We start from the raw sequence: 25,911 nt of genomic DNA on the forward strand, positions 1-25,911 counted from the left end.
TGTCCGGGCGAGAAATTGGTTGGGCACCGTGGCGTTCCGGCTGGGGAACCGCCCATTCGGCGTGTCGAGGGTCGCCTTGCCTGTCTCGCCTGGCGCGGCAGCCGACCGGATTGACAGCCCCCGCATCTAGGGCGCCGATTGGGGTTTCCAGATGATATTACGAAGATTTAATATACGGGTGGGTGTCGCCCGCAGAAACCCGAAAACAAAAAACCCGCCTGGGCGGCGGGTCGTAGGCGCAGTCAGCACCATGAATAAATTCCTAGCATAACTGCCGTCACAAGTCAAGCGAAATTGTTGGCAACCAGAGCCCAATCGCTTGGGTGGCGGTGGTTGGCGAAAGCCGCGATGACGGCCAATCCCCCTTGCGGGCAGGACAATCGCATATGGCGCCTGCCCGCATCTCTTCCCGCCCAGCCTCTTATCCGCCGATCCCGTCTGTTCGCCTGAGATAGGCGGTAGCGATCTCGCGCATCCGTTTGGCGTCGAAGCTCGGGCCGTGGCCGCCATGGCCGATGCGGATGGGCAAATCGAGCAGCCGCTGCATGGTGCGGCGATAGGCTGGTCGGTCGGAATCCGGCAGGTCGTCAATCAGCATGGCGTCGTAGATGGCGTCGCCGGCGAAGAACAGGCCGTCGGCCTCTTCGAACAACGCGATCGAATCAGGCGAATGGCCGGGCAGATGAAGCACGCGGAACTGCCTATCGCCGAGATCGACCAAATCGCCCTCGTCAAGTGTTCGCGTCAGCGGGGCCGGTGGAATTTTATAATCGGCCGCTTTCCAGCCGGGTGCCGGCAGCTTCGAGACGGCGCCGTCGAGATCGTGGAACATGTGGGCGTAGGTGACCGCTTCGTCCATGCTGTCGAAATGCGCGGCACTCATCCTCGGACCCGCCCGCGAGGGGAATTCGTGCAGCGAGCCGACATGGTCGAGATGGATGTGGGTGGCGACGACGAGCAGCGGCTTGCCACCAGGCGTGTCGATCTCCGGCGCCAGCGGGCGGATGCCCATGCCGGTGTCGACAAGCAGGTCGACGTCGCGGCCGTGCAGATGCCAGATGTTGGCGCGCACGAAATCATGCACGAACGGCTCGGTCAGCATCGTCGTATCGGCGTCGACGACGGTCTTGCTGAACCAGTCAGTCATCGCAAGACACCCGGCATCAGACGAACGGCTTCCCGACCTTGTATTTCTCGGGGACCAGCCGCTTCAGATAGGCCATGCCCGCATCCGAGAGCTGGTTGACATTAGGCTTCATGAAATTATCAGGCATATGGCGCGTCTTGCCGGCAACATTCTTCAGCGGCACTTTCTTCAGCACGGTTTTCTTGCCGTCATATTGCAGCGCCACCGAGCCGCCGCCTTGTTCGGCCACCGAAACGGCGAAGACGCCGGCATCGAAGGCTTCCTGCGCATCGACGGCATTGATGGCGCCGACATAGCCGCGCGGCATGTAGCCGAGCGCATCGACGCGCGCCCGCTTGCCGGGCAACCCTTCGGCCAGCGCACGCTCGAGGGCGGCCGGCAGGTCGCTGCCCGACAGCTTGACGTTGCCATGTGCGTCGCGCTCCAGTTTGTCCGGCGGGACGAGGCTTTCGACCAGCGCCTTGCCGTCGGCAGTGCTGACGCCTTCGGAGACGGCAACGATGCAGCGCTTATGGCGATCGAGCGTGGCGCGCACGTCGTCGATGAAGCTAGCTGCCGAGAACGGACGCTCCGGCACATAGACGAGATGCGGGCCGCTGTCGGGGTCGAGCTGCCATGCTGCAGCGGCCGCGGTAAGAAAACCGGCGTGCCGCCCCATGACGATGCCGACATAGATACCGGGCAAAGCGCGAAAATCGAGGTCGACGGAGAGAAAGGCGCCGGCGACGAATTCGGCCGCCGAAATGAAGCCGGGCGTGTGATCGTTCTCCTCGAGATCGTTGTCGATGGTTTTCGGCGCATGGACAAAAGCCATCTTGCCGCCGGCGGCGTCGGTCAGGATCTGCTGCGTGCCCGACGTGTCGTTGCCGCCGATGTAGATGAAGGCGTCGGCGCCGGCCTTCTTCAGGCCGTTGAGGATGACCTCGCAATAGGCATCATCCGGCTTGTCGCGGGTCGAGCCAAGGGCTGCGCTCGGCGTTGCCGCAATCAGCCGCAACCGGTCCTCGGCAATGGCAGAAAGATCGACATAGTTGCCGTCGCGGATGCCGCGCACGCCATGGATGGAGCCTAGAACCTTCGCGCCGGGATGCCGTTTGCGGATCTCGAGCGCGGCGCCCACCATTGTCTGGTTGATGACGGCGGTCGGGCCGCCGCCTTGCGCGATCACAAAAGTTCCTGGCATCGTTCAGTTCTCCCGAGCAGTGAAATTGCAGGCACATTCGCCTGTCTTGCGAGATCACGCAACGGGAGAGTCGAGGGGCCGCGCCGGTCGCTACGATGTCAGACGACGACGACCGGGTTCTTCCTGGAGACGCGGCTGTAGAGGTCGATGATGTCCTGGTTGATCAGGCGAACGCAGCCCGACGACATAGCCTGGCCGATGCTCCACCATTCGGGCGAGCCGTGGATGCGGTAGCCGGTGTCCTGGCCGTTCTGGTAGATGTAAAGGGCGCGCGCGCCGAGCGGGTTGTCGAGGCCGCCAGGCTGACCGCCCTGCCATTTCACCAGTTCCGGCTTGCGGGCGATCATCTCGGCCGGCGGCGTCCAGGTCGGCCATTCCTTGCCGTACTGGATGTTGGCGCGACCGGACCAGCGGAAGCCTTCCTTACCGATGCCGACGCCGTAGCGGATCGCGTCACCGCCGGGCTGCACCAGATAGAGCAGCCGCTCCTGCGAATGAACGACGATGGTGCCAGGCTGCTCGCCGGTCGGGTCGACGACGATCTGGCGTCGGAACTCCGGCTTGACCTTGAGGTAGGGCACTTCCGGCAGCGTGAAGCCGCCGTCGGTGACGGAGGCATACATCACACCAGGGCTGGTGATGTTCTTGTCGACGCTGATGCTCGGGCGGATAGGGGTGATCGCGCCGGTGGTGACGCCGTCGAGCTGCAGCGATGGCAAATCGAGCGTCTGGCTGCAGCCGGCAACGCCGAGCAGCGCCAGCGCCCCGGCGCCGGACAACACGGCGCGGCGGGAAAGCTGGTTTTCGGAAATTTCGATTTCGACGGCGTCGCCATTGCACGGCGGCTTCAGACGTTGCGGCAACTCACGCATGTACCCAAACCCTACGCTATCGGCGGGAAACACGGTCCGGCCGGATGAATAGCATTTTCACCAATCATGGTTGAAAAAGCGTGAAGACGTCTTGCCCTGCCTTAACTCCTGGCCGAACGGTCGTGCCGTAGTTTTCGATGCTGCCCCTTTACATCTTCGCCGGGTCAAGGATTTATCCTCTTCTTTGAGCCCAAGGAGACGAGCATGTCCTTCGAAAACTGGGCCGCCTTTGTCGCGGCCTCGACGATCCTTCTTGTCATTCCCGGCCCGACCATACTTCTGGTCGTGTCCTATGCGCTCGGCCAGGGCTGGCGCACGGCACTGCCGATGGCGGTCGGCGTGGCGCTTGGCGACTTCACGGCGATGACACTGTCGATGCTGGGCATCGGCGCGCTGCTGGCGGCGTCGGCCACCGTGTTCACGGTGCTGAAGGTGATCGGCGCCTTCTATCTGATCTATCTCGGCGTAAAGCTGTTTCGCGCCGGTGGCACGCTCAAGGCGGAGCCGCGCCTCGATGCGGTGTCGTCGGCCAAGATGATGGCGCATGCCTGGCTGGTCACCGCGCTCAACCCGAAGAGCATCACCTTCTTCGTCGCCTTCCTGCCGCAGTTCCTCGACCGGCATGCCGATTTCTGGACGCAGATGCTGATCTTCGAGACGACTTTCCTGGCGCTCGCCTTCGCCAACGCTTTCGGCTATGCGCTGATCGCCGCAAGGGCGCGCAACGTCGTGCGCAATCCCCGGGCGATCCGCATCTTCAACCGCACCGGCGGCACGCTGCTGGTCGGCGCCGGCATCGCCACGGTGGCGATGCGCTCAGGTAATTAGAGCAAGATGGGGCAGACTCTTTCTTTTAGTTGACCATGATCTTGTCCGAAAACCGGTTTCCACTTCGGGATCATGGTCTAGCCTGCCTCACCATTTGATGCTGAGACCGAGATTGCCCTCGAATATCTCGGTCTTCTCGCCATCGATATCTGTGGTGTAGTCCGCTGTCGCGAAGAGACTGAGCTTCTCGTTGAGGTTGGCCACGATACCGCCACCGAATTCGAGCGAGGTTCCGCCAAGCTCGGTGGTGATCGGATCGCCATCGAAATGGACCGTCTGATCGGCAGAGAAATTGTGCCAGAGATTGGCCTTCAGGTAAGGCTGGATCAGGCTGGCGCTGGTCTGATAACTGCCTTGCAGCCTGAAGCCGACGCGGCCTGTGACAGCATCGTCAGAGTCGAAAGAAACCGAGGAGAAGCTGTCCGCGGAATCGTCCAGCGAAAGGTGCTGCCAGATAATCTGGCCTTGTGGTTCGAGCGTCCATCGATCGGTCAAGGCGATCGGATAACCGCCTTCGAGCGAAGCGGTGACGCCGGTGCCGTCGATATCGATACTCTCGCCAGAATTCGATGATGCGTCCCCGTCGAACCAGGTACCCATCAACACGGCATCGACATACCAGCCCTGCGGCCCGATATGGGTCCAGTAGCCGCCGAAGCTGGTGCCGCCGAGATCGATGTCGCCGACGGCGAGATCGTTCCAGCCAAGCGCCTGGCCCTTCACGTCGCCATCAATGTTGGCATGGCCGATGAAGAAGCCGAAGCGATCGAAATGGCCATTGTCGGTTTCGCGGCCAAACAGATCCTGTCCGGCCTGGAAACCGAAGAGGTTGCCATCGAAGCTCGGCGCGACAGTGCCGCTCCACCCCATCTCGGTGCTCTGGCCGAAGATCCGGCCCCATGTCGCCGGCAGATAACCGCCGCCGTGAAGGAGTATCTGCTCGCCACGACGCTCGTGAAAGGTGCCAAGCGTCGACAGCGCGAGATGATGCGCGACCGGAGGCACGACGGCATAGGTCGGCACTTCTATGCGATAGAGCGGAACCTCATCCGCAATCACCGGCGTCGCGCCGGGTGTGGGCGGCGTGGCCGTTGGCCCCGGGACAGGCGCCGGGGTTGTGGGCGGCGCGGGAGGCGGTGGCGGCGGCTCGGCTGGCTCGGCCGGCGGCGGTGCAGGCGGCGGCTCCGGTTCGGGATCGCTCACATCGACCGGAGGCGTCGGATCGGTAGGGTCCGTCGTCCCGTCTCCCTCGGACGGCAGCGGAGTGTCCGGCAATTCGGACGCCGGCGGAGGAGGAACGATCTCGGGCTCTTCCGCTTGGGGTGGCGGCGCCTGCGGTTCTACCGGATCTGGAGCCGGCGCCGGTTCCGGCGGCGGACCAGCCGGAGGCGTGACGAGGGTGGAGCGGAGATACCAATTGTCTTCGGTGTTTGCCGAGACGCCACCCTTGAACAGGAAATATTCATAGGCTCCGGCGGCGACGCGGCTGTTGAGCGCGAACGCGCCGCTGCCGGTGGTGCCGTTGTTGATCGCTTCGACGACCATGATGCCGTCCTGCGTGGTGGTGTCGCCGCTGCCGCCGGAATTTATGATGTTCATACCAGTGGTCCCGGAAGCCGTTCCGCCGTCGATCACCAACTTGTCGGAGGCCGAGGTGTCGTCGCCAAGCACCGTGTTCAGGAAGAGCTGGCCGCCCTGGCCGGTATAATTGCCGGCGATGGTGAATGTGTCGGTCGCGCTGTCGCCACCATTGGTGAGGTCGATGCGACCGGCATTGACGACATCGGCGAGCTGCCCGGCGGTGAAGGCCGCGACCCCCCCATTCGCCTCGCCGCCGAAGATGGTGCTGCTGGAATCGACCGTGAGCGATCCCGTGTTCGTTCCAGCATCGCCGAGCGTCAGCGTTTGGTCAAAGATGAGCTGGCTGTCATTGGTGAGATCGATCGTTTCCCAACTGTCGAACCGGGCAACGTCACCCGTCTTTACGTTGTCGAAAGTGAGAGCGTCGATGCCGACGCCGCCTGTGATCTGCGGTGTTGCACCGATATTGGCGTCAGTGAGATTGCTGAGCGAGGCCGTATCTGCGTCCCCGCCCAAGTCGATCGCACCGTAAATGATGCCGCCACCGTCCCAGGTGAAAGTATCGGTGCCGACGCTCATGCGTATTTCACCACCGACCGTGCCGCCGGTCACCGTCACGCTGTCAGTTCCGCCGCTGACGCTGATATTGCCGCCGATCGTGCCGTTCGACAGGATGATCGTGTCGTTGCCGAATCCGGTTACGAGATTCTTGTCGATAGTGCCGCCGGACATGTCAAAGACATTGTCGTCGAGCTTCATGTTGACGCGGCCGATGCGGCCGCCCGTCATCACCGCATGGTCACCATCGTCGAAGAAATCGACGATACGGCCTTCAGACATCGTGAACGTGTCGAGGCCGTCGCCCTGGTTGAGCGAGCCGATCTGGCCGCCGCTCATGTTGAAATCATCGATGCCGGAGCCCTGTTGGACATTGCCGGTGACGGTGCCGCCGCCGATGACGAAGGAATCGGATCCGTCGCCTTGGTTGACCCCACCGGTGATGGTGCCGGACTGCATTTCAATACGGTCGGTCCCGGCGCCGAAGGTGACGCTCCCGCTCACCTGCCCGGTGCCGGCGGCGGGAAAAGTCAGCGTGTTGTTGCCGGCAATATCGGTGAGGCTGCCGCCCGAATCACCGCTGTCGCAAGTGAAAATGTCGTTTCCGGCAGACGGGACCAGCATGCAGGCGGCGAAGGCCACAGAATTGGGCAAGAACGCCAGCGACGTAGTTGCAAAAAGACTAATGAACCGCGCACGCGAATAAAATGGCTTTCGCCGCAGCAAAGCAACCGTCGTGTCGACGCGCTCTGAACAGCCGCCCGGCAGCTTGGTTTGTTGGTGCCGCATTGCGTCCCCTCCCGATTCGCTATTTCAAGCCCCTGCCCGATGTCGCAATGAAGCCATAATCCGCTCGGTTTTACAAAGACTAATCTTTGGCTCATGGTTGATAAACTGCAAAGGCGCTCGGATAGGCATGGAACGATTAGTCCAGGTTTCTCGTTGGCGCGCCTGCCGCGGATGCTCTAAGATTGGCTGAAACCTCCGGAATTGTGTCGTCATCGACGGGTAAGACATGGCAGTCAGGGACGCATTCGGCCTGACATTTTCGGGCGCAACCGACACCGGGTTCTCGTCCTACAGCCAGGCTGTCCGCGAGCTGCAATGCTTCGTCTGCGATCCGGTCGGCTCGGTCGACCGCGCCATCGCCGTAGATCCCGGATTCGTCATGGCCCATGTGTTCAAAGGCTATCTCTTCGGCCTCGCCACCGAGCGCGACGCGACGGCCGTGGCCAGGACATGCCATGAGGCGGCGGTGCAGCTTGCCGCGACGACGCGCGAGCGGGCGCATGTCGCAGCGCTCGGCCATCTTGCCGCCGGGCGCTGGCATGAAGCCGCCCGCATCCTCGAAGACCTCGCTATCGAATTCCCTCTCGATGCCCTGGCGCTGCAGACCGGGCACCAGATCGATTTCTTCACCGGCAACGCCCGCATGCTGCGCGACCGCATCGGCCGCGCGCTGCCATCCTGGCAGAGCGGCATGCCCGGCTACCACGCGATACTCGGCATGCAGGCCTTCGGGCTGGAGGAAATGGGCGACTATGCACGCGCCGAAAGGCTTGGCCGCATGGCAGTCGACATCGAGCCCCGCGATGGCTGGGCGCAGCACGCCGTCGCCCATGTCATGGAGATGCAGAGCCGCCAGAAGGACGGCATTTTGTGGATGCGCGCCAACCCGGAAGCGTGGACACAAGAGAGCCTCCTGCAAGTGCATAATTGGTGGCATCTGGCGCTGTTCCATTACGATCTTGGCGAGACGGACGAGGTGCTGGCGCTCTATGACGGGCCGATCTATGGCGAGCGATCGACGCTGGCGCTCAACATGGTCGATGCCTCGGCGATCCTGTGGCGGCTGCATCTCGGCGGCGTCGACGTCGGTGACCGCTGGGCGGCGCTCGCCGCCAACTGGGCGAAGACCGGCGGCGGCAACTACGCCTTCAACGATGCCCACGCGACGATGGCCTTCGTCGGCGCCGGCCAAGAAGCGCCGCTTCGCACGTTGCTTGAGGCGCAGCGCGAGGCCATGCACGGCAATGACGACAACGCCGTCTTCACCCGGGACGTCGGCCATCCCTTGACGCTCGCCATCAAAGCGTTCGGCGACGGCAATTATGCCGAGACGGTACGCCTGATCCGGCCAATCCGGGCGATCGCCCACCGCTTCGGCGGCAGCCATGCGCAACGCGACGTCATCGACCTGACGCTGATCGAGGCGGCGCTGCGTTCCGGCGACCATGCGTTGACAAGGGCGCTTGCCGCGGAACGCGCGCTGGCGCGGCCGGACAGTCCGCTGTCGGCACTGCTCTCGCGGCGGGCGGCCGATTTGTCGGAGAATTGACCGGAGGCGGATCTTGTCTTAAAAACTGCCAAGTCAGATTTTTTCGAGATCCGAAAAAATTAATGACATTGGGAGGACACCATGTATCTCGGCCTCGATCTGGGCACGTCGGGCGTCAAGGCGCTTTTGATCGATGGCGGGCAGACCGTCATCGGCTCCGGCCATGCTTCACTCGACGTCTCGCGGCCGCACCCCGGCTGGTCGGAGCAGCGCCCCGCCGACTGGATCCGCGCCTGCGAGGAAGCGATCGCCGAGCTCAAGGCCTCCCATCCAGGGCAGCTCGCTGCCGTAAAGGGCATCGGCCTGTCCGGCCAGATGCACGGTGCTACATTGCTCGATGCCGGCGATCATGTGCTGCGCCCCTGCATCCTGTGGAACGACACGCGCAGCCATGCCGAGGCGGCCAAGCTCGACGCCGATCCGCGCTTTCGCAAGCTCACCGGCAACATCGTCTTCCCCGGTTTCACCGCGCCGAAGCTGGTCTGGGTGAAAAACAACGAGCCTGATATTTTCGCCAAGGTGGCAAAGGTCCTGCTGCCAAAAGATTTCCTGCGGCTCTGGCTCTCCGGCGAGCATATTTCGGAAATGTCTGACTCGGCCGGCACGTCCTGGCTCGATGTCGGCAAGCGGAGCTGGTCGCCCGACCTGCTTTCCGCGACGTCGCTCGACGAAAAGCAGATGCCGTCGCTGGTCGAAGGCACTGAGAAGGCCGGCGCCTTGCGCAGCGAATTGGCCTCGAAGTGGGGGATGCAGGCCGGCATCCCGATCGCCGGCGGCGCCGGCGACAATGCGGCCTCGGCCTGCGGCATGGGCACGGTCGGAGCGGGCCAGGCCTTCGTCTCGCTCGGCACGTCGGGCGTGCTGTTCGCCGCCAACGCGTCCTATCTGCCAAATCCGGAAAGCGCGGTGCATACGTTCTGCCATGCGCTGCCCGACACCTGGCACCAGATGGGCGTCATTTTGTCGGCAACCGATTCGCTTAACTGGCTGTCGGAAATATCAGGGAAAGGCCCCGGCGAGCTGACCGCCGAACTTGGCGATACGCTGAAGGCGCCGTCGGGCGTATCCTTCCTGCCTTATCTCTCCGGCGAGCGCACGCCCCACAACGACTCGGCCATTCGCGGCGCGTTTACCGGGCTTGCGCATGAAACCAGCCGCACCGTGTTGACCCAGGCCGTGCTGGAAGGCGTGGCTTTCGCCTTCCGCGACAGTCTCGAAGCCCTGACCAAAGCCGGCACGACGCTGACGCGGGTGACGGCGATCGGCGGCGGCTCGCGCTCCCTCTATTGGCTCAAGGCAATAGCCACCGCGCTCGGCCTGCCCGTCGACATTCCCGCCGACGGCGATTTCGGCGCTGCCTTCGGGGCGGCCCGGCTCGGGCTGATCGCGGCGACGGGCGCCGATCCGCTCAGAGTGTGCACGGCGCCGGCCACGGATGCCACCATCGAACCGGTCGCTGCGCTGAGCGACGCCTATGCGGATGCCTATCAGCGCTACCGGGCACTCTACCCGGCCATAAAAGGCGCCACGGCGTGAGTGGCTTCCCACCCGCACCGCGGCCCGCCGAGATGGCCTCACTGTGCCGGAACCTTGTCGAGAAAGCCGGTGACGCTTTTCAGGCGGCCATTCTCGATGACGCCGATGTCGGTGCCTTCGATGACGGAGTCAGTGCCTTCCGGTCCGAGATTCCACGAGAAGCGGATCGTGTCGCCAAATCCGTCCGGCTTGCCCCTCAGCGAAAACCGGAAGCCGGCAAAACGCTGCTGGACGCCATCGATCAGTGCGGCGACGCCAGCATGGCCGTCGCCCTGCATGATCGGATCGCGATAGCTGACGTCCTCGGTGAAGGCCGCCTTGAGCAAGGCGGTCCTGCGCGCGGCGTCGCTCTCATTCCAGGCGGTGATGTAGTTCTGGGCGATCGTGTTGAGGTCGGTCATGGTCTGTCTCCGTTGTTGAGTGGCTTTGACATGACCCTTTTCACCCAACGCCAACGTGAAACCAATTACGCCTGAGGTAATCAGGACAGAAACATGCGAGAGGACGGACAATCATGACCAGCGGCTTTTTCGGTGACATCAAGACGATCAAATATGAGGGGCCGGATTCGACCAATCCGCTGGCCTACCGGTTCTACAATCCCGATGAAGTCGTTGCCGGCAAGCGGCTGGAGGATCATCTGCGCTTTGCGGTGGCCTATTGGCATTCGTTTGCCTGGCCGGGCGGCGACCCGTTCGGCGGACAGACGTTCGAGCGGCCATGGTTTGCCAAGGCCGGCGGCACCGACACGATGGAACTGGCCAAGCTCAAGGCCGATGTCGCCTTCGAGATGTTTTCGCTGCTGGGTGCGCCTTACTTCTGCTTCCACGATGCCGATGTGCGGCCGGAAGGAAAAGACTTTTCCGAAAGTGCCGCGCGGCTCGACGAGATCGCCGATTACTTTGGAACGAAGATGAAGCAGACCGGCGTCAAGCTGCTTTGGGGGACAGCGAACCTGTTCTCCAATCGCCGCTTCATGTCGGGGGCTGCCACCAATCCCGATCCGGATGTGTTTGCCTACGCGGCAGCGACGGTGAAACACTGCATTGACGTCACCAAGCGGCTGAAAGGCGAGAACTACGTGCTGTGGGGCGGCCGTGAAGGCTATGAGACGCTGCTCAACACCGACCTTGCCCGCGAGCAGGAACAGGCTGGCCGCTTCCTCAACCTGGTCGTCGACTACAAGCACAGGATTGGCTTCAAGGGCACCATCCTGATCGAGCCGAAGCCGCAGGAGCCCACAAAACACCAGTACGACTATGACGTCGCCACGGTCTACGGTTTCCTGAAACGCTTCGGACTTGAGAAGGAGGTCAAGCTCAACATCGAGCAGGGCCATGCGATCCTGGCCGGCCATTCCTTCGAGCATGAGCTGGCGCTGGCCAATGCGCTCGGCATCTTCGGCTCGATCGACATGAACCGCAACGACTACCAGTCGGGCTGGGACACCGACCAGTTCCCCAACAATGTGCCGGAGATGGCGCTGGCCTATTATCATGTCTTGCAGGCCGGCGGCTTCAAGACCGGCGGCACCAATTTCGACGCCAAGCTCAGGCGTCAGTCGCTCGATCCGCAGGATCTTTTGATCGCGCATATCGGCGGCATGGATTGCTGCGCACGCGGCCTCAAGGCCGCCGCGCGCATGGTCGAGGACAAGGCGCTGTCGGGACCACTGGCCGAACGCTATGCCGGCTGGAACTCCGCCGAGGCCAAGGCAATGCTTTCGGGCAAGCGCACGCTGGAGGAAATCGCCGAGCGTGTCGTCAAGAAAAAGATCGAGCCGCAGCCCAGATCCGGCCGCCAGGAACTGCTCGAAAATATCGTCAATCGTTATGTCTGAAGTGTCGTACCGGCGGGTTTCCTGACTGATCCGCCGGCCGAAACAGCATTGCGCGAGGGCGGAACCGACGACAAGGTTTTGCCTCGCACCGCCCCTCAATCGCCTCGCTCTTGCCTTCAAACAGCCGTCACGAACCTCGTATAGTGTGGCTCGTGGCGGGAACAGGAAGAAGGAGGCGAAACGATATGCAGCACGAACGCGAAATCGACGCCCTGCTCTCATCTGGCGAAGCCGGATCGATCATCGACCGGCTGATGGCGCTGCCGCACCCGAAGCAAGGTGCGCGGAGCGCAAACGAATGGGATCGCGCGGTCGCCAGCCGCTTCGAGATCCATCTTGCGAGACAGATGCGCTCGCAAATCGACGGCAAAAGCGACCGCCAGGACGCTGCCTAATCCCGACTATTTCCGGCGCAGCCTCACCGGTGCTTCGCCGAATGCTCTTGAAAACGCCCTGGAAAATGCCGCGGCGGACGAGAATCCTGTCCGCCCGGCAATATCGGCCATGGCCACGCGCGTGTCGACCACCAGCCGGCGCGCGGCGCCCAGCCGCAGCCTGAGATAATACGCGCCCGGCGTCTCGCCGATCGACTTGCGAAAGATGCTTTCCAGCGTTCGCGCGGTCACCCCAGCGCGCTTTGCCACCGCGGCGACGGTCAGCGGCTGGTCGACATGGGCTTCCATCAGCCGGATGGCTTGCGCCAGCCGCGGATCGTAGCCGTCGAGGCGGCCGAGCGAGACCAGCGGCTGCGCATCGGTCGCTGCCCGCGCCTGATCGTAGATGAAGACACTCGCCACATCGAGCGCCACTGCCATGCCGAGCCGGGTGCGGACCAGATGCAGCATTAGATCGAAGGTCGGTGAGGCGCCGCCGGAGGTGAAGACCGGCCCGTCGATGACGTAGCGGTCGGGGCGCACATCGGTGCCGGGAAAGGCCGACGAGAAATCCTCCATGTCCTCCCAATGGGTGGTGGCGCTGCGCCCTTCCAACAGACCAGCGCGGGCAACCAGCCAGGTGCCGGCCTCGACGCCGCCGCAGGCGCGCGCCGCGCGGGCCGCACGGCGCAGGCCAGCAAGCAGGGCAGCGGTTGCGTAGTTCTGCGTGCCGAAACCGGCGACGACGACAAGCATATCGGTGGTCTCAGCCGCATCGAAGCGACCGCTGACCGCAACCGGCAGGCCACATGTGGTGATCGGCGCCTCGCCGGTTACCGAAACCAGCCTGAAATCGAATAGCGTTTCGCCAGCAATACGGTTGGCGGCGCGCAACGGATCGACGGCCGATGCCACGCACATGATCGACGAGCCGGAAAACACCAGCAGCGTCACCTTGAGCGGCGAGCGCTCGGCGCGAAAGATCGACGGTTTTTCGTTTTTCGTCACACGCCCTTCGTAAAACGCAAAACAGTTTCCGGCAAGTCAGGCATTGTTGCCATCTGCTCGATTGGGCCCATGTTTGATTGGGCCATGTTGGATCGGAACCGTCTGTGCTGATTGGGAGGAAAGTCCATGCCGCTTGCGATGAACCGTGAGGTTTTCATTACCTGTGCCGTGACCGGGTCCGGCAGCTCGCAGGACCGCAGCCCGCATGTGCCGCGTTCGCCCAAGCAGATCGCCGATTCGGCCATCGATGCGGCAAAGGCGGGTGCGGCGATCGTCCACTGCCATGTGCGCGATCCCGAGACCGGCAAACCTAGGCGAGACGTGCATCTCTACCGTGAAGTGACCGAGCGCATCCGTGCGGCAGACGTCGACGTGGTTCTGAACCTGACCGCCGGCATGGGCGGCGACATGGTGTTCGGTTCGCCGGAAAACCCGCTGCCGCTGAACGAAAAAGGCACCGACATGGGCGGCGCCACCAACCGCGTGGAACATGTCCGCCAGTGCCTGCCGGAAATCTGCACGCTCGACTGCGGCACCATGAATTTCGCCGAAGCCGACTATGTCATGACCAATACGCCCGGCATGCTGCGCGCCATGGGCGGCATGATGACGGCACTCGGCGTCAGGCCGGAGATCGAGGCCTTCGACACCGGCCACCTCTGGTTTGCCAAGCAATTGGTCGAGGAAAAGGTGCTGGATCCGGACGCTCTCGTGCAATTGTGCATGGGCGTGCCGTGGGGCGCGCCGGATGATCTCAACACCTTCATGGCCATGGTCAACAACGTGCCGTCGAGCTGGACCTGGTCGGCGTTTTCCATCGGCCGCAACCAGATGGCCTATTCCGCCGCCGCGGTGCTGGCCGGCGGCAATGTCCGCGTCGGGCTCGAGGACAATCTCTGGCTCGACAAGGGTGTGCTGGCGACCAATGCGCAGCTGGTCGAGCGGGCGGTCAGCATCGTGTCCAACATGGGCGCAAGGGTCATCGGCCCGGATGAAGTGCGCAAGAAGCTCAATCTGACGAAGCGCGCGCCGCTTTGAACAGGGAATCGGTAGGGAGGAGCCGCCGATGAAGACCGTGAAATTCACTGCGATGAAGGACGGGGACCGCGAGGACTACGCCTTCCTTACCGAGCATGAGATCGACTATGCGGCGAAAACCGGCGAGCGCCTGCTCGACGCGCTTGTCCAGCTCGACGAAGGCCTGTCCGGCTATAAGATCACCCGGCTCGGCCATTCGCTGCAGGCGGCGACGCGCGCCTGGCGCAATGGGGCCGACACGGACTGGATTGCCTGCGCGCTTTTGCACGACATCGGCGACATCTACGCGCCCTACAATCACGACGAATATGCAGCTTCGATCCTAAAGCCGTTCGTGCGCGAGCAATGCACATGGGTGGTGGAAAAGCACGGCGACTTCCAGCGCCTCTATTACGCGCATCATCTCGGCGGCAATCCTCATGCGCGCGACCGTTTCGCCGGCCATCATTATTTCGACGATTGCGACCAGTTCTGCGAACGTTGGGACCAGTCGAGCTTCGACCCGACGTATGACACGCTGCCGATCGACATCTTCCGGCCCTTCGTGCTCGAAGTGTTCGCGCGCAAAGCCTATGACGCGTCCGTGATCCGCGCCGGCGAGCGCGTGCCTCTGATCGACCAAAAAACAGCCAGGACAAGAACCGGAGCCTCCGCATGAGCATCATCACCAAGGCGGCCGCCGTCGGCGGCGGCGTCATCGGCGCCGGTTGGGTGGCGCGGCTGCTCTTGAACGGCATCGACGTGTCGATTTTCGATCCGGACCCCGAAGCCGCGCGCAAGGTCGGCGAAGTGATGAAAGGCGCGCGCCGCGCCTACAAGCAGATGCTGCCCGGCGGCCTGCCAAAAGAGGGCAAACTGACCTTTGCCAAGACGATCGCCGACGCCGTCGCCGATGCCGATTTCATCCAGGAAAGCGTGCCCGAAAGGCTAGACCTGAAGCACCGCGTGCTGGCCGAGATCGACCTTTATGCGCCGGCTAACGCCATCGTCGGCTCGTCGACCTCCGGCATCAAGCCGACCGACATGCAGGTGGCGATGAAGAAGCATCCGGAGCGGCTGGTCGTCGGCCATCCGTTCAACCCGGTCTACCTCTTGCCGCTGGTCGAGATCGTCGGCGGCCAACAGACCTTCCCCGAGGCGATCGAGGTTGCCAAGGAGATGTATGCCTCGATCGGCATGAAGCCGGTGGTGATCCGCAAGGAGATCGAGGCGTTCGTCGGCGACCGCCTGCTGGAGGCGGCATGGCGCGAGGCGCTGTGGCTGATCAAGGACGGTATCTGCACGGTCGAGGAACTCGACGACATCATGCGCTATGGCTTCGGCCTGCGCTGGGCGCAGATGGGCATGTTCCAGGTCTATCGCGTCGCCGGCGGCGAGGCCGGCATGCGCCATTTCATGGCGCAGTTCGGGCCGTGCCTGAAATGGCCGTGGACCAAGCTCATGGATGTGCCTGAGTTCAACGACGAACTGGTCGACCTGATCGCCACCCAGTCGGACGACCAGGCGCATGGACTGTCGATCCGCGAGCTGGAAAAGATCCGCGACGACAATCTGGTCGCGATCATGGATGCGTTGTCGAAGCAGAACAAAGGCAAGGGCTGGGGCGCCGGCGCCTTGCACAAGGACTATACCAAGCAGCTCGCCAAGCTTGCGGCGAAGAAGCCTACCGCCTCCAAGGCGGCCGAGAAGGCCAAGGCGACCAAGCCGGTGAAGGCCAAAGCTGAAAAGCCGAAGAAAAAGAAGAAAGGCTGAGACCATGGATTTTGGTCTTTCGGAAGAACAGAAACTGATTGTCGAGACGACGCGCGCCTTCGTCGAGAACGAACTCTATCCGCATGAGCGCGAAGTCGAACGTACCGGCGTGCTGCGTCGCGAGCTCATCGAGGAGATCAAGGCCAAGGCGATCGAAGCCGGGCTCTATGCCGCCAACATGCCGGCGGATGTCGGCGGCGCCGGGCTCGATACGGTGACCTGGCTGCTCTACGAAAAGGAGCTTGGCCGTGCCAATTACGCGCTGCATTGGACCTGCGTGGCGCGGCCCTCCAACATCCTTTTGGCCGGCACGCCAGAGCAGCGCGAAAAATACCTTTATCCCTGCATTCGCGGCGAGAAATGGGACTGCCTGGCGATGACCGAGCCGGGCGCCGGCTCCGATCTGCGCGGCATGAAGGCGACCGCCGTGCAGGATGGCGACGACTGGGTGCTGAACGGCACCAAGCATTTCATCAGCCATGCCGATCTCGCCGATTTCGCCATCGTCTTCATGGCCTCGGGGGAGGAAGAAACTTCGCGTGGAAAACGCAAGAAGATCACCGCCTTCTTCGTCGACAAGGGTACCAAGGGCTTTGCCGTGCGCGACGGCTACCGCAACGTGTCGCATCGCGGCTACACCAATGCCATCCTCGAATTCGACGATTGCCGGCTGCCGGGAGCCCAAGTTCTCGGCGAGGTTCACAAGGGTTTCGACGTCGCCAATTCATGGCTTGGCGCAACCCGCCTGCAGGTCGGCGCGACCTGCCTTGGCCGCGCCGAGCGGGCGCTTGGCCATGCCATCGAATATGCTGCGCAGCGCCAACAGTTCGGCCAGCAGATCGGCAAGTTCCAGGGCGTGTCGTTCAAGCTCGCCGACATGGCGACCGAATTGAAGGCCGCCGACCTGATGGTGTTCGAAGCCGGCTGGAAGTACGATCAGGGCACCGTCACCGATCAGGACATGGCCATGGCCAAGCTGAAGGCCACCGAAATGCTCGCCTTCGTTGCCGATGAGGCGATCCAGATCCATGGCGGCATGGGGCTGATGGACGATTTGCCGCTTGAACGCATTTGGCGCGACGCCCGCGTCGAGCGCATCTGGGAAGGCACGTCGGAAATCCAGCGCCACATTATCTCGCGGGCGCTGCTGCGCCCGTTCGGAGCCTGATCAATGCACAGGCTCGAACGTCTCCTGCGTCCACGCTCCATTGCCGTGTTCGGCGGCGCGCAGGCGGCTGCCGTCGTCGCACAATCGATCAAGATGGGCTTTGCCGGCGAGATCTGGCCAGTGCACCCGACCAAGGACGAGGTCGCCGGGCGCAAGGCCTATCGCTCGGTGGCCGACCTGCCCGGCGCGCCGGACGCTGCCTTTATCGGGGTCAACCGGCATTTGACCATCGAGGTGGTCAAGGCGCTGGCCGAGCGCGGCGCCGGCGGCGCCGTCTGCTTTGCCGCCGGCTTTCTCGAAACCGAGGCCTATGACGAGGATGGCGAGCGGCTGCAGGCCGAACTGGTCGCAGCGGCCGGCCGGATGCCGATCATCGGGCCGAACTGCTACGGCCTGATCAATTATGCCGACGGCGCGCTTTTATGGCCCGACCAGCATGGCGGCATCCGGCTGGCCGAGGATAGCAAGGGCGTCGCCATCATCACCCAGTCGTCCAACATCGCCATCAACATGACGATGCAGAAGCGTGGCCTGCCGATCGCCTTCCTGATGACTGCCGGCAACCAGGCGCAGACCGGGCTTTCCGAGATGGCGCTCGGCCTGATCGAGGACGACCGCGTCACTGCGCTCGGCCTGCATATCGAGGCCTTCGATTCAGTAGCCGGCTTCGAAAGGCTGGCCGCGCGGGCGCGGGAGTTGAGGAAGCCGATCATCGCGATGAAGGTCGGTCGATCCGAGCAGGCGCGGCAAGCGACGGTGTCGCACACTGCTTCGCTTGCCGGCTCCGACGCCGCCTCGGGCGCCTTCCTGAAGCGGCTCGGCATCGCCCGCGTCGATTCCATCCCGGCCTTCATCGAGGCGCTGAAGCTGCTGCATGTCACCGGACCCCTGCCCGGCTACCGGCTGTCGTCGATGAGCTGTTCGGGCGGCGAAGCCTCTGTGATGGCCGACAGCGCCGAAGGCCGCTGGGTCAACTTCCCTGTTCTGACCGACACGCACCGCGCCCATGTCAAATCGACGCTCGGGCCGCTGGTTGCGGTGGCCAACCCGCTCGACTACCACACTTTCATCTGGAACAACGAGCCGGCGATGACCGCCACCTTCACCGCCATGGTGTCGGGTGGCTTCGACCTCAACATGCTGGTGCTCGATTTTCCCCGTCCCGACCGCTGCTCCGACACCGACTGGTGGGGGACGCTGCGCGCTTTTGAGGCGGCGCTGAAGACCAACAAGGCGCAGGGTGCGATCGTCTCGTCGCTGCCGGAGAACCTGCCCGAGGAATACACCGCCGGGCTGATGGCACGCGGCATGGTGCCGCTGTTCGGCATTTCCGAAGCCATGGACGCCGCCCAGGCGGCAGCCTTTATCGGCTGGGCGTGGCGCCAACCGCAGGCGCAACCGATCGACACGTCTGCTTCCGGCGCACCGGCCGGCGACCATGCCACACCCGACGAGGCCGAGGCGAAGGCGCGGCTGATCGAGGCCGGGCTTCCCGTGCCCAGGGGCGAACGCGCCGGCAATGCCGTCGAGGCGGTGATCTCGTCGATGGCGCTCGGCTTCCCGGTGGCGCTGAAGGCTTTGGGCGTCACCCACAAATCCGAACTCGGCGCGGTGCGGCTCAACCTCAGAGATGCCGAATCCGTCAGCACCGCCGCCCATGATCTCGAGCCGCTCGGCACCGGCCTCTATGTCGAGCGCATGGTGCGCGACGGCGTCGCCGAGCTGCTTGTCGGCTTCACCCGCGACCCGATGTTCGGCGCGGTGATGACGCTGGGCACCGGTGGCGTGCTGGTCGAGTTGTTGCGCGACAGCGTCACGCTGATGCTGCCGGCAACCCGCGACGACATCGAGGCGGCCCTGCGCGGGCTCAGATTGTTCCCGCTGCTCGAAGGCTATCGCGGCCGGCCGAAAGCCGATGTCGCGGCGGCCATCGATGCGATAGCAGGCATTGCCGCCTTCGTGCAGCAGAATGCCGGCGAGATCGAGGAGCTCGACATCAACCCGCTGATCGTCTGCGCGCAAGGCAAGGGCGCCTGGATCGCCGACGCGCTGCTGGTGCTGGGAGAGAAAAAGAATGTCTGACGTCATCACCACCCGCCGCGAGGGCACCATCCTCGAAGTCACGCTCGACCGGCCCAAGGCCAATGCCATCGACCTGAAGACCTCGCGGCTGATGGGCGAGACGTTCAAGGCGTTCCGCGACGATCCGGGTCTGCGCGTCGCCATCGTCAAAACCGCCGGTGACAAGTTCTTCTGCGCCGGCTGGGATCTGAAAGCAGCGGCCGGCGGCGACGCGGTCGACGGTGACTATGGCGTCGGCGGCTTCGCCGGGCTGCAGGAACTGCGCGACCTCAACAAGCCGGTTATCGCCTGCGTCAACGGCATGGCGGTCGGCGGCGGCTTCGAGCTGGCGCTGTCCTGCGACCTTATCTACGCGTCGGATCATTCCTCCTTCGCGCTGCCCGAAATCCGCGCCGGCACGCTTGCCGATGCGGCAACGATCAAGCTGCCGAAGCGCATCCCCTATCATGTCGCCATGGATCTGTTGCTCACCGGCCGCTGGATGGATGTCGCCGAAGCGCATCGCTGGGGCCTGGTCAATGAGGTGCTGCCAAAGGACAGGCTCGAGGACCGCGTCTGGGAGATCGCACGGCTGCTGGCCGGCGGCCCGCCGCTGGTCTTCGCCGCGATCAAGGAGACGGCGCGGGTTGCCGAGGCGCTGACCTTCCAGGATGCGATGAACAAGGTCACGCGCCGGCAGTTGCCGACGGTTGACGCACTGTACGGCTCGGAGGACAATCTCGAGGGTTTTCGCGCCTTTGCCGAAAAGCGCGACCCGGTGTGGAAGGGGAAGTAGTGGCTCCACTTTTACGCTCTCCTCGATGGGGAGGTAAGGAGTTCCTGTGACCGACTACCGAAAGCTGATCGACGCCGAGACATGGGCCTTCATCGAGCGGACCAATTCCTACTATCCGCCTGATACGATCGACACCACGATCGACCAGCAGCGCGACATCTACGACCGCATGTGCCGCGAGTTCTTTGCCGGCTACCCAGACAATGTCACGGCTGAAACCACCGCCATTGCCACGCCCTCGCATCCCATCCCGATCCGCGTCTACCGGACGCCGGCGCCGGAAGCGGCGGCGATGGTGCTTTATTTCCATGGCGGCGGTTTTATCCTCGGCGGGCTCGACAGCCATGACGATCTCTGCGCCGAGCTTTGCGCCCGCACCGGCTATGAGGTGGTCTCGGTCGACTACCGGCTGGCCCCGGAACATCTTCACCCGGCCGCTTTCGACGATGCCATCAGCGCCTTCGAATGGGCGGCGACGGCCTACAAGCGCCCGATCCTGCTCTGCGGCGACAGCGCCGGCGGCAATCTCGCCGCTGCGGTCAGCCACGCAACACGCGGCCATGCGCGAAGGCCGATCGGCCAGGTGCTGATCTATCCCGGTCTCGGTGGCGACCGCTCGCAAGGCTCTTACGTGGCCCATGCCGAAGCGCCGATGCTGACGGTGCGCGACCTCGATTTCTACACGAATATCAGGACTGGCGGCGAGGACCGCACCGGCGATCTCACTCTGTCGCCGCTGGCCGACGCCGATTTTGCCAATCTGCCGCCGACCGTGCTGATCACCGCGCAATGCGACCCGCTGTCGTCAGACGGCGAGGCCTACCGCGACTGCATCGTCGCGGCGGAGGGATACGCCTACTGGTTGGAGGAGCCGGGTCTGGTGCATGGCTATCTCAGGGCCAGGCATATGATCGGCCGCGCCCGCTCGAGCTTCACCCGGATCGTCGGCGCGGTGTCGGTTCTGGGACGCGGCGAATGGATATGGTGAGCGTAAGACCGCAAAAAACATGCCGTTGAGTGCCGAAGATCATCAAGGCGTGGCACGCCTCGGCCTCAACGCGACGAGAGCCCGCCCTGTTCTCATCTTCCGCGTCGCCGGTTCGAGACCAGCTTCAGCCAGGGCGCCGAATGGAAGGCGCTCATGAGCAAATACATCGGAACCATTCCGCTCAGCGGTGACGCATCTTGCGCGGCGGAGCAGATCATATCGGGCGCCCCGCCAAGCAGCGTCAGCAGCGCCATGATCGCGAAGGTCGGCGCGGCAGCGAAGGGCAGCCAATCGGCTGCGCCAAGGGCGGTCGGGTTTGCGTCTTCGTTACGGATCGCGCCGCCGGCGGATCCGCCTGCATGAATCTCGCTCATGTTCTCTTTCCTGCATCAATGTTCCGTTGACAGCAGAATTCCGGCGCGCCCCACCCTGCCGGGGTGACGATGCCAGTGTGTTTCGGATTTGGAGTTCCTGAACAGCAATGCCGCGAAAATCCCTGGAACTCCAAATCCAACACACTATTCGCTGCGGTTCCGGAACGCCTGCTCTCCGGCGTCCGACACCTCGGCCCATTTATCGGCGGGGCCGGCGTCTGCGACGTAGCTGTCGTGCCAGTTCCACCACTTATAGGTGGGCGTCTGGGGATAGCCTTCGGGCGAGTCCTCCCATACCTCCTGGCGGCCGAGCGGCGTCGCGTCGAGGTAGCTCCACGTGGTCCCCATCGCCTCGTCGCCGCGGGTGTTGATGAAGTAGGTGCGGAACACGCGCGCGCCGTCGCGGATGAACACGTTGTGGCCGTGCCACTGGTCAACACCGAAGTCGGCATCGAAGCTGTCGGTGATGGTGTACCAGGGCATTTTCCAGCCCATCCGCGCCTTCAGGCGCGCAATGTCGGCCTGCGGCGCGCGCGAAACATACGCCAGGGTGGTGTCGCGGGCGTTCAGATGGGCGAGGTTGCTGACCTGATCGGCCCCAAGCGAACAGCCGCGGCAGGCGTGGTCGGGCCAGCCGAACACGCCCGGCTCAAAGAAGGCGCGGTAGACGATCAGCTGACGGCGTCCTTCGAAAAGGTCGAGCAGGCTGGCCTTTCCGTCAGGTCCTTCGAACGCATAAATCTTCTCCACGGCCATCCACGGCATCCGCCGGCGCTCGGCGGCCAGCGCGTCACGGGCGCGGGTCTGAGCCTTCTCCTTCACGAGCAACTCCTCGCGCGCGGCCTCCCATTCCTGCGGCGAAACAATCGGTGGTGTGTTCATTGGCACCCGCGTCGCCGAGCCCTCCTTACGTGTCCCTTTAGGACGTGCTGTCATCGTGCTTCTCCTTTGCCGGTCTGTCGCCGCACCATTCCCGGCGCGACGTATTGCTTACTGGTCGTGAGGTAGGAGAGGGCCGGATGGCGAATTGGCGGGAGTGACAAGTGTGCCGCGTTTCTGAATGACCCGCCGGTCAACCGCAGCTAGGCTTGCACTCGCGACCGATGATCCTCTCGGCGCGTTGAAGCGGGTCGCCCCGCGCGATGACGCGCCTGCGGCAGCACGGCTGCTGGAATCCATCACGTTCCTGCGCTCAAGCGGCATGCTGTTTCCCTCCCGTTGGCGTCCAATCCGGCGCCGGCATTTCTGTCCGAAATGACGGAAAATGAGGCAAGACCGCTACGTGCCGGAAGGCATCAAACCCTGCGACGGCTCTCGCGATTCATGCCCGGACACGGACTGTTAAATGGGCCGCGCGCCGGCCAGATAGCGATCGTTGTCAAAGGGCTCGGCCCGATTACTTTCCGGGCTCCAGAGCTGCCGGTTGGTTCGTGTGAGATCGCCCAGATAGACATGGAGCGCGCCCGAACGCGCGCTGCCGGTATTGGCGACTGAATGCACCGTATTCGGAGGCATATGCACCAGGGCGGGCGCGGCGAAATCCTGCCTTTCCGGAGCATCGATCTCGTCGCCTGCAACCGGATAGACAAAGTTTGTCTCGCCGCCGTTATAGATGCCGATCAAGGCATCCATCAGGTGGTTGTGAGGCGGGTACTGCACGCCCGGCGACAGCGTGATGTGATAGATCGTCAGGTTCCGGCTGGCATGCAGAAGCACCTCGTCGTCTTCTTCTTCGTGAACGAGGGTGCCCAGCGAATGAAACCGATTGGTGTAGCCGCGCAGCACCGCCTCAATTCCATTGAGCGGTTCAGGATCCAGCGCGGCGTTGACGATATCCCTGATTACGGCGTAGAGAGGCGAGTTGGCGGATAGTGGCATATCAGTTATCCCATCTGAGATGCTCAATTAACATTTCTGAGATGCTCAGGCTAGCGAACGCTTTCGCCAGCGTCAAATGGAAAGTTAGACCAAAGAGTGAAACGAGCGAAAGTGACAGCCGGATCGAGATCTGCCCAGTCCGCCGGCGGCACGGCCACGGCGTTGTCCACCTCGGATGTGCTCCGCAGCGAGCAGGCGTATGAACAGTTGAAGAGTGACATTGTCGCTTGTGTTCTACGCCCTGGTGAAAATCTCACGGAGAAGCAGATTGGCGACCGATACCAGATAAAGAAAGCAACGATCCGTGCGGCACTTGCCCGATTGATGCAGGAAGGGCTCATCAGAAGCGAGCCGCGTCGTGGGTATCTCATTGCCGCGGTGACCTTGCGGGACGTCAATGAGATCTTCGATGTCCGCAGCCTGATCGAGCCGGAAGTGTTCAGGGTGGCTGCCTCAAACATTACGGAGCGGGGACTCGAGGATGTCAGGCTGGCAGCGAAAAAAGTGCTGAAGCCGGAGACGCTCCGCAGCCACGTCGCACTCCTTGCGGCTGATCGTGCCTTTCGTCTTGCCCTTGCGGAGCTCTCGGGAAATTTACGACTGGCGCGTCTCCTGGACCAGACACTCGACCAGTCGGAGAGAGTTCTCCATCTCGGATTCAAATCGCGCGACTTCACGGAGCTGATCATCGGTCAGCAACAGGAACTGGTCCATGCCTGCGAGGTCAGCGAAGTGTCCGGCATCGTCAAACTTGCCCGTTCGCAGTGCCTGTTTCTTAAGAAGCAGGTGCTCGAGGCTTTGCTTGCGGGCTCCAAGCTTCAGGAAGTCAACCTTCAGCCCTTCGCCTAAGGCCGGCGATCTAGCAGCCTCGCCCGGTGCGAACAGTCCCTCCGGAGTGCCAACGACCGCCTGCCAGGGCCATTTCACCCGACCCCACGCGCGGCCGCCCGACCGGCGCTGCGGCCGGAAAAAATACAGCCGCCAAGAAACGTGCCTTCCAGTGCCGCATAGCCATGCATGCCGCCGCCGCCGAAGCCGGCGGCTTCGCCGACGGCATAGAGCCCTTCGATCGGTTGGCCCTCAGCATCCAGCACGCGGCTGTCGAGATCGGTCTGCAAGCCGCCCAGCGTCTTGCGCGTCAGGATGTTGAGCCTGACCGCGATCAGTGGGCCATTGGCGGGATCGAGCATCTTGTGCGGCTTGGCCGTGCGGATCAGCCGGTCGCCGAGATAGGCGCGGGCGCCGCGCAAGGCGGTGATCTGCATGTCCTTGGAGAACGGATTGTCGAGTTGCCGGTCACGAGCGCGGATTTCGCGCTCGACCTGCGCCAGCTCAAGCAGCGGCTGGCCGCCGACAAGCGCGTTCATGCGGGCGACCAATGCCGGCAAATCAGGCTCGACGATGAAATCCTCGCCCTTCTCCATGAACGCCTTCACCGGACCGGGAACGCCTGATGTGGCGCGGCCGAGCACCTGGCGCCAGCTTTTTCCGGTGAGATCGGGGTTCTGCTCGGAGCCCGACAGCGCGAACTCCTTCTGGATGATTTTTTGGGTCAGGATGAACCAGGAATAGTCGAAGCCAGTGCCCATGATGTGGCGGAGCGTGCCCAGCGTGTCGAAGCCGGGATAGAGCGGCACCGGCAGCCGCTTGCCGCGGGCGTCGAGCCACAGCGACGACGGGCCGGGCAGGATGCGGATGGCATGGTCGATCCAGAGTGGCGCCCAGTTCCTGATGCCTTCGACATAGTGCCACATGCGGTCGCGGTTGATGATGCTGCCGCCGGCCGCCTCGGTGATCGCCAGCATGCGGCCGTCGACATGGTCGGGAACGCCGGAGATCATGCGCCTGGGCGGCGCTCCCAGCCGCTGCGGCCAGTTTTTCCGGACAAGCTCGGGATTGCCGCCGATACCGCCGGAAGCGACGATGACCGCTTGCGCCTTGAGCTCGAAATCGCCTGACATGTCACGCGAACTCTTGCGGCCGCGCTCGATGTCGCTCGGCACCAAGATATCGCCGCGCACGCCGTCAACAGTAGTGCCCGTCCGGATCAGTTCGTTGACGCGGTGGCGGAATTTGAAGCTGACTAGCCCGCTCTTCTCGGCCTCGCGCACGCGCTGAACGAACGGATCGAGCACGCCGGGCCCGGTGCCCCAGGTGACGTGGAAGCGGGGCACCGAATTGCCGTGGCCGATGGCGTTGCCGCCGCCGCGCTCGGCCCATCCGACCAAGGGAAAGAATTTCATGCCGCGCTGCATGAGCCAGGAGCGCTTTTCGCCGGCGGCGAAGCCGACATAGGCCTCGGCCCAGCGGCGCGGCCAAAGATCTTCAGGGCGGTCGAAAGCGGCGGTGCCAAGCCAGTCCTCGAGCGCCAGATCATACGAATCGCGGATGCGCATGCGCCGCTGTTCGGGCGAATCGACAAGGAAGATGCCGCCGAGTGACCAGAATGCCTGGCCGCCGAGCGACTGTTCCGGCTCCTGGTCGACGATGATGGTCTTCTTGCCGGCCTCGGCCAGCTCGGCCGCGGCGACGAGGCCGGCAAGGCCGGCGCCGACAATGATCACATCGGCATCGTCAGCCATTCTCTCCTC

The 25,911-nt window shown here is 63.5% G+C and carries 23 protein-coding genes; 13 read left to right on the plus strand and 10 right to left on the minus strand.

Features of this window, described 5'->3' with window-relative positions; all coding sequences use genetic code 11:
- Positions 1–421: 421 nt before the first annotated feature.
- The 3 genes from NKH73_RS00740 to NKH73_RS00750 form a co-directional block, all read right to left on the minus strand.
- Positions 422–1,147 carry an MBL fold metallo-hydrolase gene (locus NKH73_RS00740; RefSeq protein WP_352926665.1) on the minus strand — a complete coding sequence of 242 codons (726 nt, stop codon included), beginning with the start codon at positions 1,145–1,147 and terminating at the stop codon, positions 422–424.
- A gap of 16 nt (positions 1,148–1,163) precedes the next feature.
- Complete coding sequence (locus NKH73_RS00745; protein WP_352926668.1) at positions 1,164–2,330, minus strand: diphosphate--fructose-6-phosphate 1-phosphotransferase; 1,167 nt, start codon at positions 2,328–2,330, stop codon at positions 1,164–1,166.
- A 98-nt stretch (positions 2,331–2,428) separates the two neighbouring features.
- Complete coding sequence (locus NKH73_RS00750; protein ID WP_352926671.1) at positions 2,429–3,202, minus strand: L,D-transpeptidase; 774 nt, start codon at positions 3,200–3,202, stop codon at positions 2,429–2,431.
- A 204-nt stretch (positions 3,203–3,406) separates the two neighbouring features.
- Between NKH73_RS00750 and NKH73_RS00755 the strand changes: the two genes are divergently transcribed.
- Positions 3,407–4,030 carry a LysE family translocator gene (locus tag NKH73_RS00755; protein ID WP_352926673.1) on the plus strand — a complete coding sequence of 208 codons (624 nt, stop codon included), beginning with the start codon at positions 3,407–3,409 and terminating at the stop codon, positions 4,028–4,030.
- Between the two features lie 87 nt (positions 4,031–4,117).
- Here NKH73_RS00755 and NKH73_RS00760 read toward each other — a convergent pair whose 3' ends face one another.
- A complete protein-coding gene (locus tag NKH73_RS00760; protein WP_352926676.1) occupies positions 4,118–6,958 on the minus strand; it encodes an autotransporter family protein in 2,841 nt (946 codons plus the stop codon).
- Positions 6,959–7,184: 226 nt separating this feature from the next.
- On the opposite strand from NKH73_RS00760, the gene NKH73_RS00765 reads away from it, so the two are divergent.
- A complete protein-coding gene (locus NKH73_RS00765; RefSeq protein ID WP_352926679.1) occupies positions 7,185–8,507 on the plus strand; it encodes a tetratricopeptide repeat protein in 1,323 nt (440 codons plus the stop codon).
- Positions 8,508–8,588: 81 nt separating this feature from the next.
- Positions 8,589–10,043 carry a xylulokinase gene (gene xylB, locus NKH73_RS00770; RefSeq protein WP_352926682.1) on the plus strand — a complete coding sequence of 485 codons (1,455 nt, stop codon included), beginning with the start codon at positions 8,589–8,591 and terminating at the stop codon, positions 10,041–10,043.
- 38 nt (positions 10,044–10,081) lie between these two features.
- Here the strand turns inward: xylB and NKH73_RS00775 are convergent, their stop codons facing one another.
- A complete protein-coding gene (locus tag NKH73_RS00775) occupies positions 10,082–10,444 on the minus strand; it encodes a nuclear transport factor 2 family protein (RefSeq protein ID WP_352926685.1) in 363 nt (120 codons plus the stop codon).
- 113 nt (positions 10,445–10,557) lie between these two features.
- Between NKH73_RS00775 and xylA the strand changes: the two genes are divergently transcribed.
- Positions 10,558–11,883 carry a xylose isomerase gene (gene xylA / locus NKH73_RS00780; RefSeq protein ID WP_352926689.1) on the plus strand — a complete coding sequence of 442 codons (1,326 nt, stop codon included), beginning with the start codon at positions 10,558–10,560 and terminating at the stop codon, positions 11,881–11,883.
- Between the two features lie 185 nt (positions 11,884–12,068).
- Complete coding sequence (locus NKH73_RS00785) at positions 12,069–12,278, plus strand: hypothetical protein (RefSeq protein ID WP_352926692.1); 210 nt, start codon at positions 12,069–12,071, stop codon at positions 12,276–12,278.
- Positions 12,279–12,284: 6 nt separating this feature from the next.
- Here the strand turns inward: NKH73_RS00785 and NKH73_RS00790 are convergent, their stop codons facing one another.
- Positions 12,285–13,265 (minus strand): GlxA family transcriptional regulator, encoded by a 981-nt coding sequence (locus tag NKH73_RS00790; RefSeq protein WP_352926695.1) that lies wholly within the window; start codon positions 13,263–13,265, stop codon positions 12,285–12,287.
- A 126-nt stretch (positions 13,266–13,391) separates the two neighbouring features.
- Here NKH73_RS00790 and bcoG point away from each other — a divergent pair, with 126 nt between their 5' ends.
- From bcoG to NKH73_RS00825, 7 genes are read left to right on the plus strand one after another with little or no spacing between them, the layout of a single operon-like run.
- Positions 13,392–14,303, plus strand: coding sequence for a 3-dehydrocarnitine:acetyl-CoA trimethylamine transferase BcoG (gene bcoG, locus NKH73_RS00795; RefSeq protein ID WP_352926698.1), 912 nt, complete (start codon positions 13,392–13,394; stop codon positions 14,301–14,303).
- A gap of 28 nt (positions 14,304–14,331) precedes the next feature.
- Positions 14,332–14,961 carry an HD domain-containing protein gene (locus NKH73_RS00800; protein WP_352926700.1) on the plus strand — a complete coding sequence of 210 codons (630 nt, stop codon included), beginning with the start codon at positions 14,332–14,334 and terminating at the stop codon, positions 14,959–14,961.
- Positions 14,958–16,055, plus strand: coding sequence for a carnitine 3-dehydrogenase (locus NKH73_RS00805; protein ID WP_352926701.1), 1,098 nt, complete (start codon positions 14,958–14,960; stop codon positions 16,053–16,055). The genes NKH73_RS00800 and NKH73_RS00805 overlap by 4 nt, the downstream gene beginning before the upstream one ends.
- 4 nt (positions 16,056–16,059) lie before the next feature.
- A complete protein-coding gene (locus NKH73_RS00810) occupies positions 16,060–17,223 on the plus strand; it encodes an acyl-CoA dehydrogenase family protein (RefSeq protein ID WP_352926704.1) in 1,164 nt (387 codons plus the stop codon).
- A 3-nt stretch (positions 17,224–17,226) separates the two neighbouring features.
- Complete coding sequence (locus NKH73_RS00815) at positions 17,227–19,305, plus strand: acetate--CoA ligase family protein (protein ID WP_352926707.1); 2,079 nt, start codon at positions 17,227–17,229, stop codon at positions 19,303–19,305.
- Positions 19,298–20,080 (plus strand): carnitinyl-CoA dehydratase, encoded by a 783-nt coding sequence (locus NKH73_RS00820; RefSeq protein ID WP_352926709.1) that lies wholly within the window; start codon positions 19,298–19,300, stop codon positions 20,078–20,080. Before NKH73_RS00815 ends, NKH73_RS00820 begins: the two co-directional genes overlap by 8 nt.
- Before the next feature lie 46 nt (positions 20,081–20,126).
- The gene (locus tag NKH73_RS00825; protein ID WP_352926712.1) at positions 20,127–21,068 is read left to right on the plus strand and encodes an alpha/beta hydrolase; all 942 of its coding nucleotides are present in this window, start codon (positions 20,127–20,129) and stop codon (positions 21,066–21,068) included.
- A 92-nt stretch (positions 21,069–21,160) separates the two neighbouring features.
- Here the strand turns inward: NKH73_RS00825 and NKH73_RS00830 are convergent, their stop codons facing one another.
- From NKH73_RS00830 to NKH73_RS00840, 3 genes are all read right to left on the minus strand, one after another.
- On the minus strand, positions 21,161–21,442 hold the full coding sequence (locus NKH73_RS00830; RefSeq protein ID WP_352926715.1) for a hypothetical protein: 282 nt from the start codon (positions 21,440–21,442) through the stop codon (positions 21,161–21,163).
- 144 nt (positions 21,443–21,586) lie between these two features.
- Positions 21,587–22,324: a DUF899 domain-containing protein gene (locus NKH73_RS00835; RefSeq protein WP_352926718.1), complete on the minus strand. Its 738-nt coding sequence runs from the start codon at positions 22,322–22,324 to the stop codon at positions 21,587–21,589.
- A gap of 459 nt (positions 22,325–22,783) precedes the next feature.
- Positions 22,784–23,320, minus strand: coding sequence for an autotransporter (locus tag NKH73_RS00840; protein ID WP_352926721.1), 537 nt, complete (start codon positions 23,318–23,320; stop codon positions 22,784–22,786).
- 111 nt (positions 23,321–23,431) lie between these two features.
- Between NKH73_RS00840 and NKH73_RS00845 the strand changes: the two genes are divergently transcribed.
- Complete coding sequence (locus NKH73_RS00845) at positions 23,432–24,169, plus strand: GntR family transcriptional regulator (RefSeq protein WP_352926724.1); 738 nt, start codon at positions 23,432–23,434, stop codon at positions 24,167–24,169.
- Positions 24,170–24,243: 74 nt separating this feature from the next.
- On the opposite strand, the gene NKH73_RS00850 is transcribed toward NKH73_RS00845, so the two are convergent.
- The gene (locus tag NKH73_RS00850; protein ID WP_352926727.1) at positions 24,244–25,902 is read right to left on the minus strand and encodes an FAD-binding dehydrogenase; all 1,659 of its coding nucleotides are present in this window, start codon (positions 25,900–25,902) and stop codon (positions 24,244–24,246) included.
- Positions 25,903–25,911: the final 9 nt, after the last annotated feature.

The organism is Mesorhizobium sp. M0938 (assembly GCF_040319125.1).
GTDB classification, from domain to species: domain Bacteria; phylum Pseudomonadota; class Alphaproteobacteria; order Rhizobiales; family Rhizobiaceae; genus Mesorhizobium; species Mesorhizobium robiniae.

What these genes read in the sequence shown, in the direction of transcription:
- xylA (WP_352926689.1), top strand. Translation starts at nt 10,558, where the DNA reads ATGACCAGCGGCTTTTTCGGTGACATCAAGACGATCAAATATGAGGGG.
- NKH73_RS00850 (WP_352926727.1), bottom strand. Translation starts at nt 25,902, where the DNA reads ATGGCTGACGATGCCGATGTGATCATTGTCGGCGCCGGCCTTGCCGGC.
- NKH73_RS00835 (WP_352926718.1), bottom strand. Translation starts at nt 22,324, where the DNA reads ATGAACACACCACCGATTGTTTCGCCGCAGGAATGGGAGGCCGCGCGC.
- NKH73_RS00755 (WP_352926673.1), top strand. Translation starts at nt 3,407, where the DNA reads ATGTCCTTCGAAAACTGGGCCGCCTTTGTCGCGGCCTCGACGATCCTT.
- NKH73_RS00765 (WP_352926679.1), top strand. Translation starts at nt 7,185, where the DNA reads ATGGCAGTCAGGGACGCATTCGGCCTGACATTTTCGGGCGCAACCGAC.
- bcoG (WP_352926698.1), top strand. Translation starts at nt 13,392, where the DNA reads ATGCCGCTTGCGATGAACCGTGAGGTTTTCATTACCTGTGCCGTGACC.
- xylB (WP_352926682.1), top strand. Translation starts at nt 8,589, where the DNA reads ATGTATCTCGGCCTCGATCTGGGCACGTCGGGCGTCAAGGCGCTTTTG.
- NKH73_RS00805 (WP_352926701.1), top strand. Translation starts at nt 14,958, where the DNA reads ATGAGCATCATCACCAAGGCGGCCGCCGTCGGCGGCGGCGTCATCGGC.
- NKH73_RS00750 (WP_352926671.1), bottom strand. Translation starts at nt 3,202, where the DNA reads ATGCGTGAGTTGCCGCAACGTCTGAAGCCGCCGTGCAATGGCGACGCC.
- NKH73_RS00830 (WP_352926715.1), bottom strand. Translation starts at nt 21,442, where the DNA reads ATGAGCGAGATTCATGCAGGCGGATCCGCCGGCGGCGCGATCCGTAAC.
- NKH73_RS00775 (WP_352926685.1), bottom strand. Translation starts at nt 10,444, where the DNA reads ATGACCGACCTCAACACGATCGCCCAGAACTACATCACCGCCTGGAAT.
- NKH73_RS00745 (WP_352926668.1), bottom strand. Translation starts at nt 2,330, where the DNA reads ATGCCAGGAACTTTTGTGATCGCGCAAGGCGGCGGCCCGACCGCCGTC.
- NKH73_RS00815 (WP_352926707.1), top strand. Translation starts at nt 17,227, where the DNA reads ATGCACAGGCTCGAACGTCTCCTGCGTCCACGCTCCATTGCCGTGTTC.
- NKH73_RS00840 (WP_352926721.1), bottom strand. Translation starts at nt 23,320, where the DNA reads ATGCCACTATCCGCCAACTCGCCTCTCTACGCCGTAATCAGGGATATC.
- NKH73_RS00810 (WP_352926704.1), top strand. Translation starts at nt 16,060, where the DNA reads ATGGATTTTGGTCTTTCGGAAGAACAGAAACTGATTGTCGAGACGACG.
- NKH73_RS00760 (WP_352926676.1), bottom strand. Translation starts at nt 6,958, where the DNA reads ATGCGGCACCAACAAACCAAGCTGCCGGGCGGCTGTTCAGAGCGCGTC.
- NKH73_RS00785 (WP_352926692.1), top strand. Translation starts at nt 12,069, where the DNA reads ATGCAGCACGAACGCGAAATCGACGCCCTGCTCTCATCTGGCGAAGCC.
- NKH73_RS00800 (WP_352926700.1), top strand. Translation starts at nt 14,332, where the DNA reads ATGAAGACCGTGAAATTCACTGCGATGAAGGACGGGGACCGCGAGGAC.
- NKH73_RS00740 (WP_352926665.1), bottom strand. Translation starts at nt 1,147, where the DNA reads ATGACTGACTGGTTCAGCAAGACCGTCGTCGACGCCGATACGACGATG.
- NKH73_RS00820 (WP_352926709.1), top strand. Translation starts at nt 19,298, where the DNA reads ATGTCTGACGTCATCACCACCCGCCGCGAGGGCACCATCCTCGAAGTC.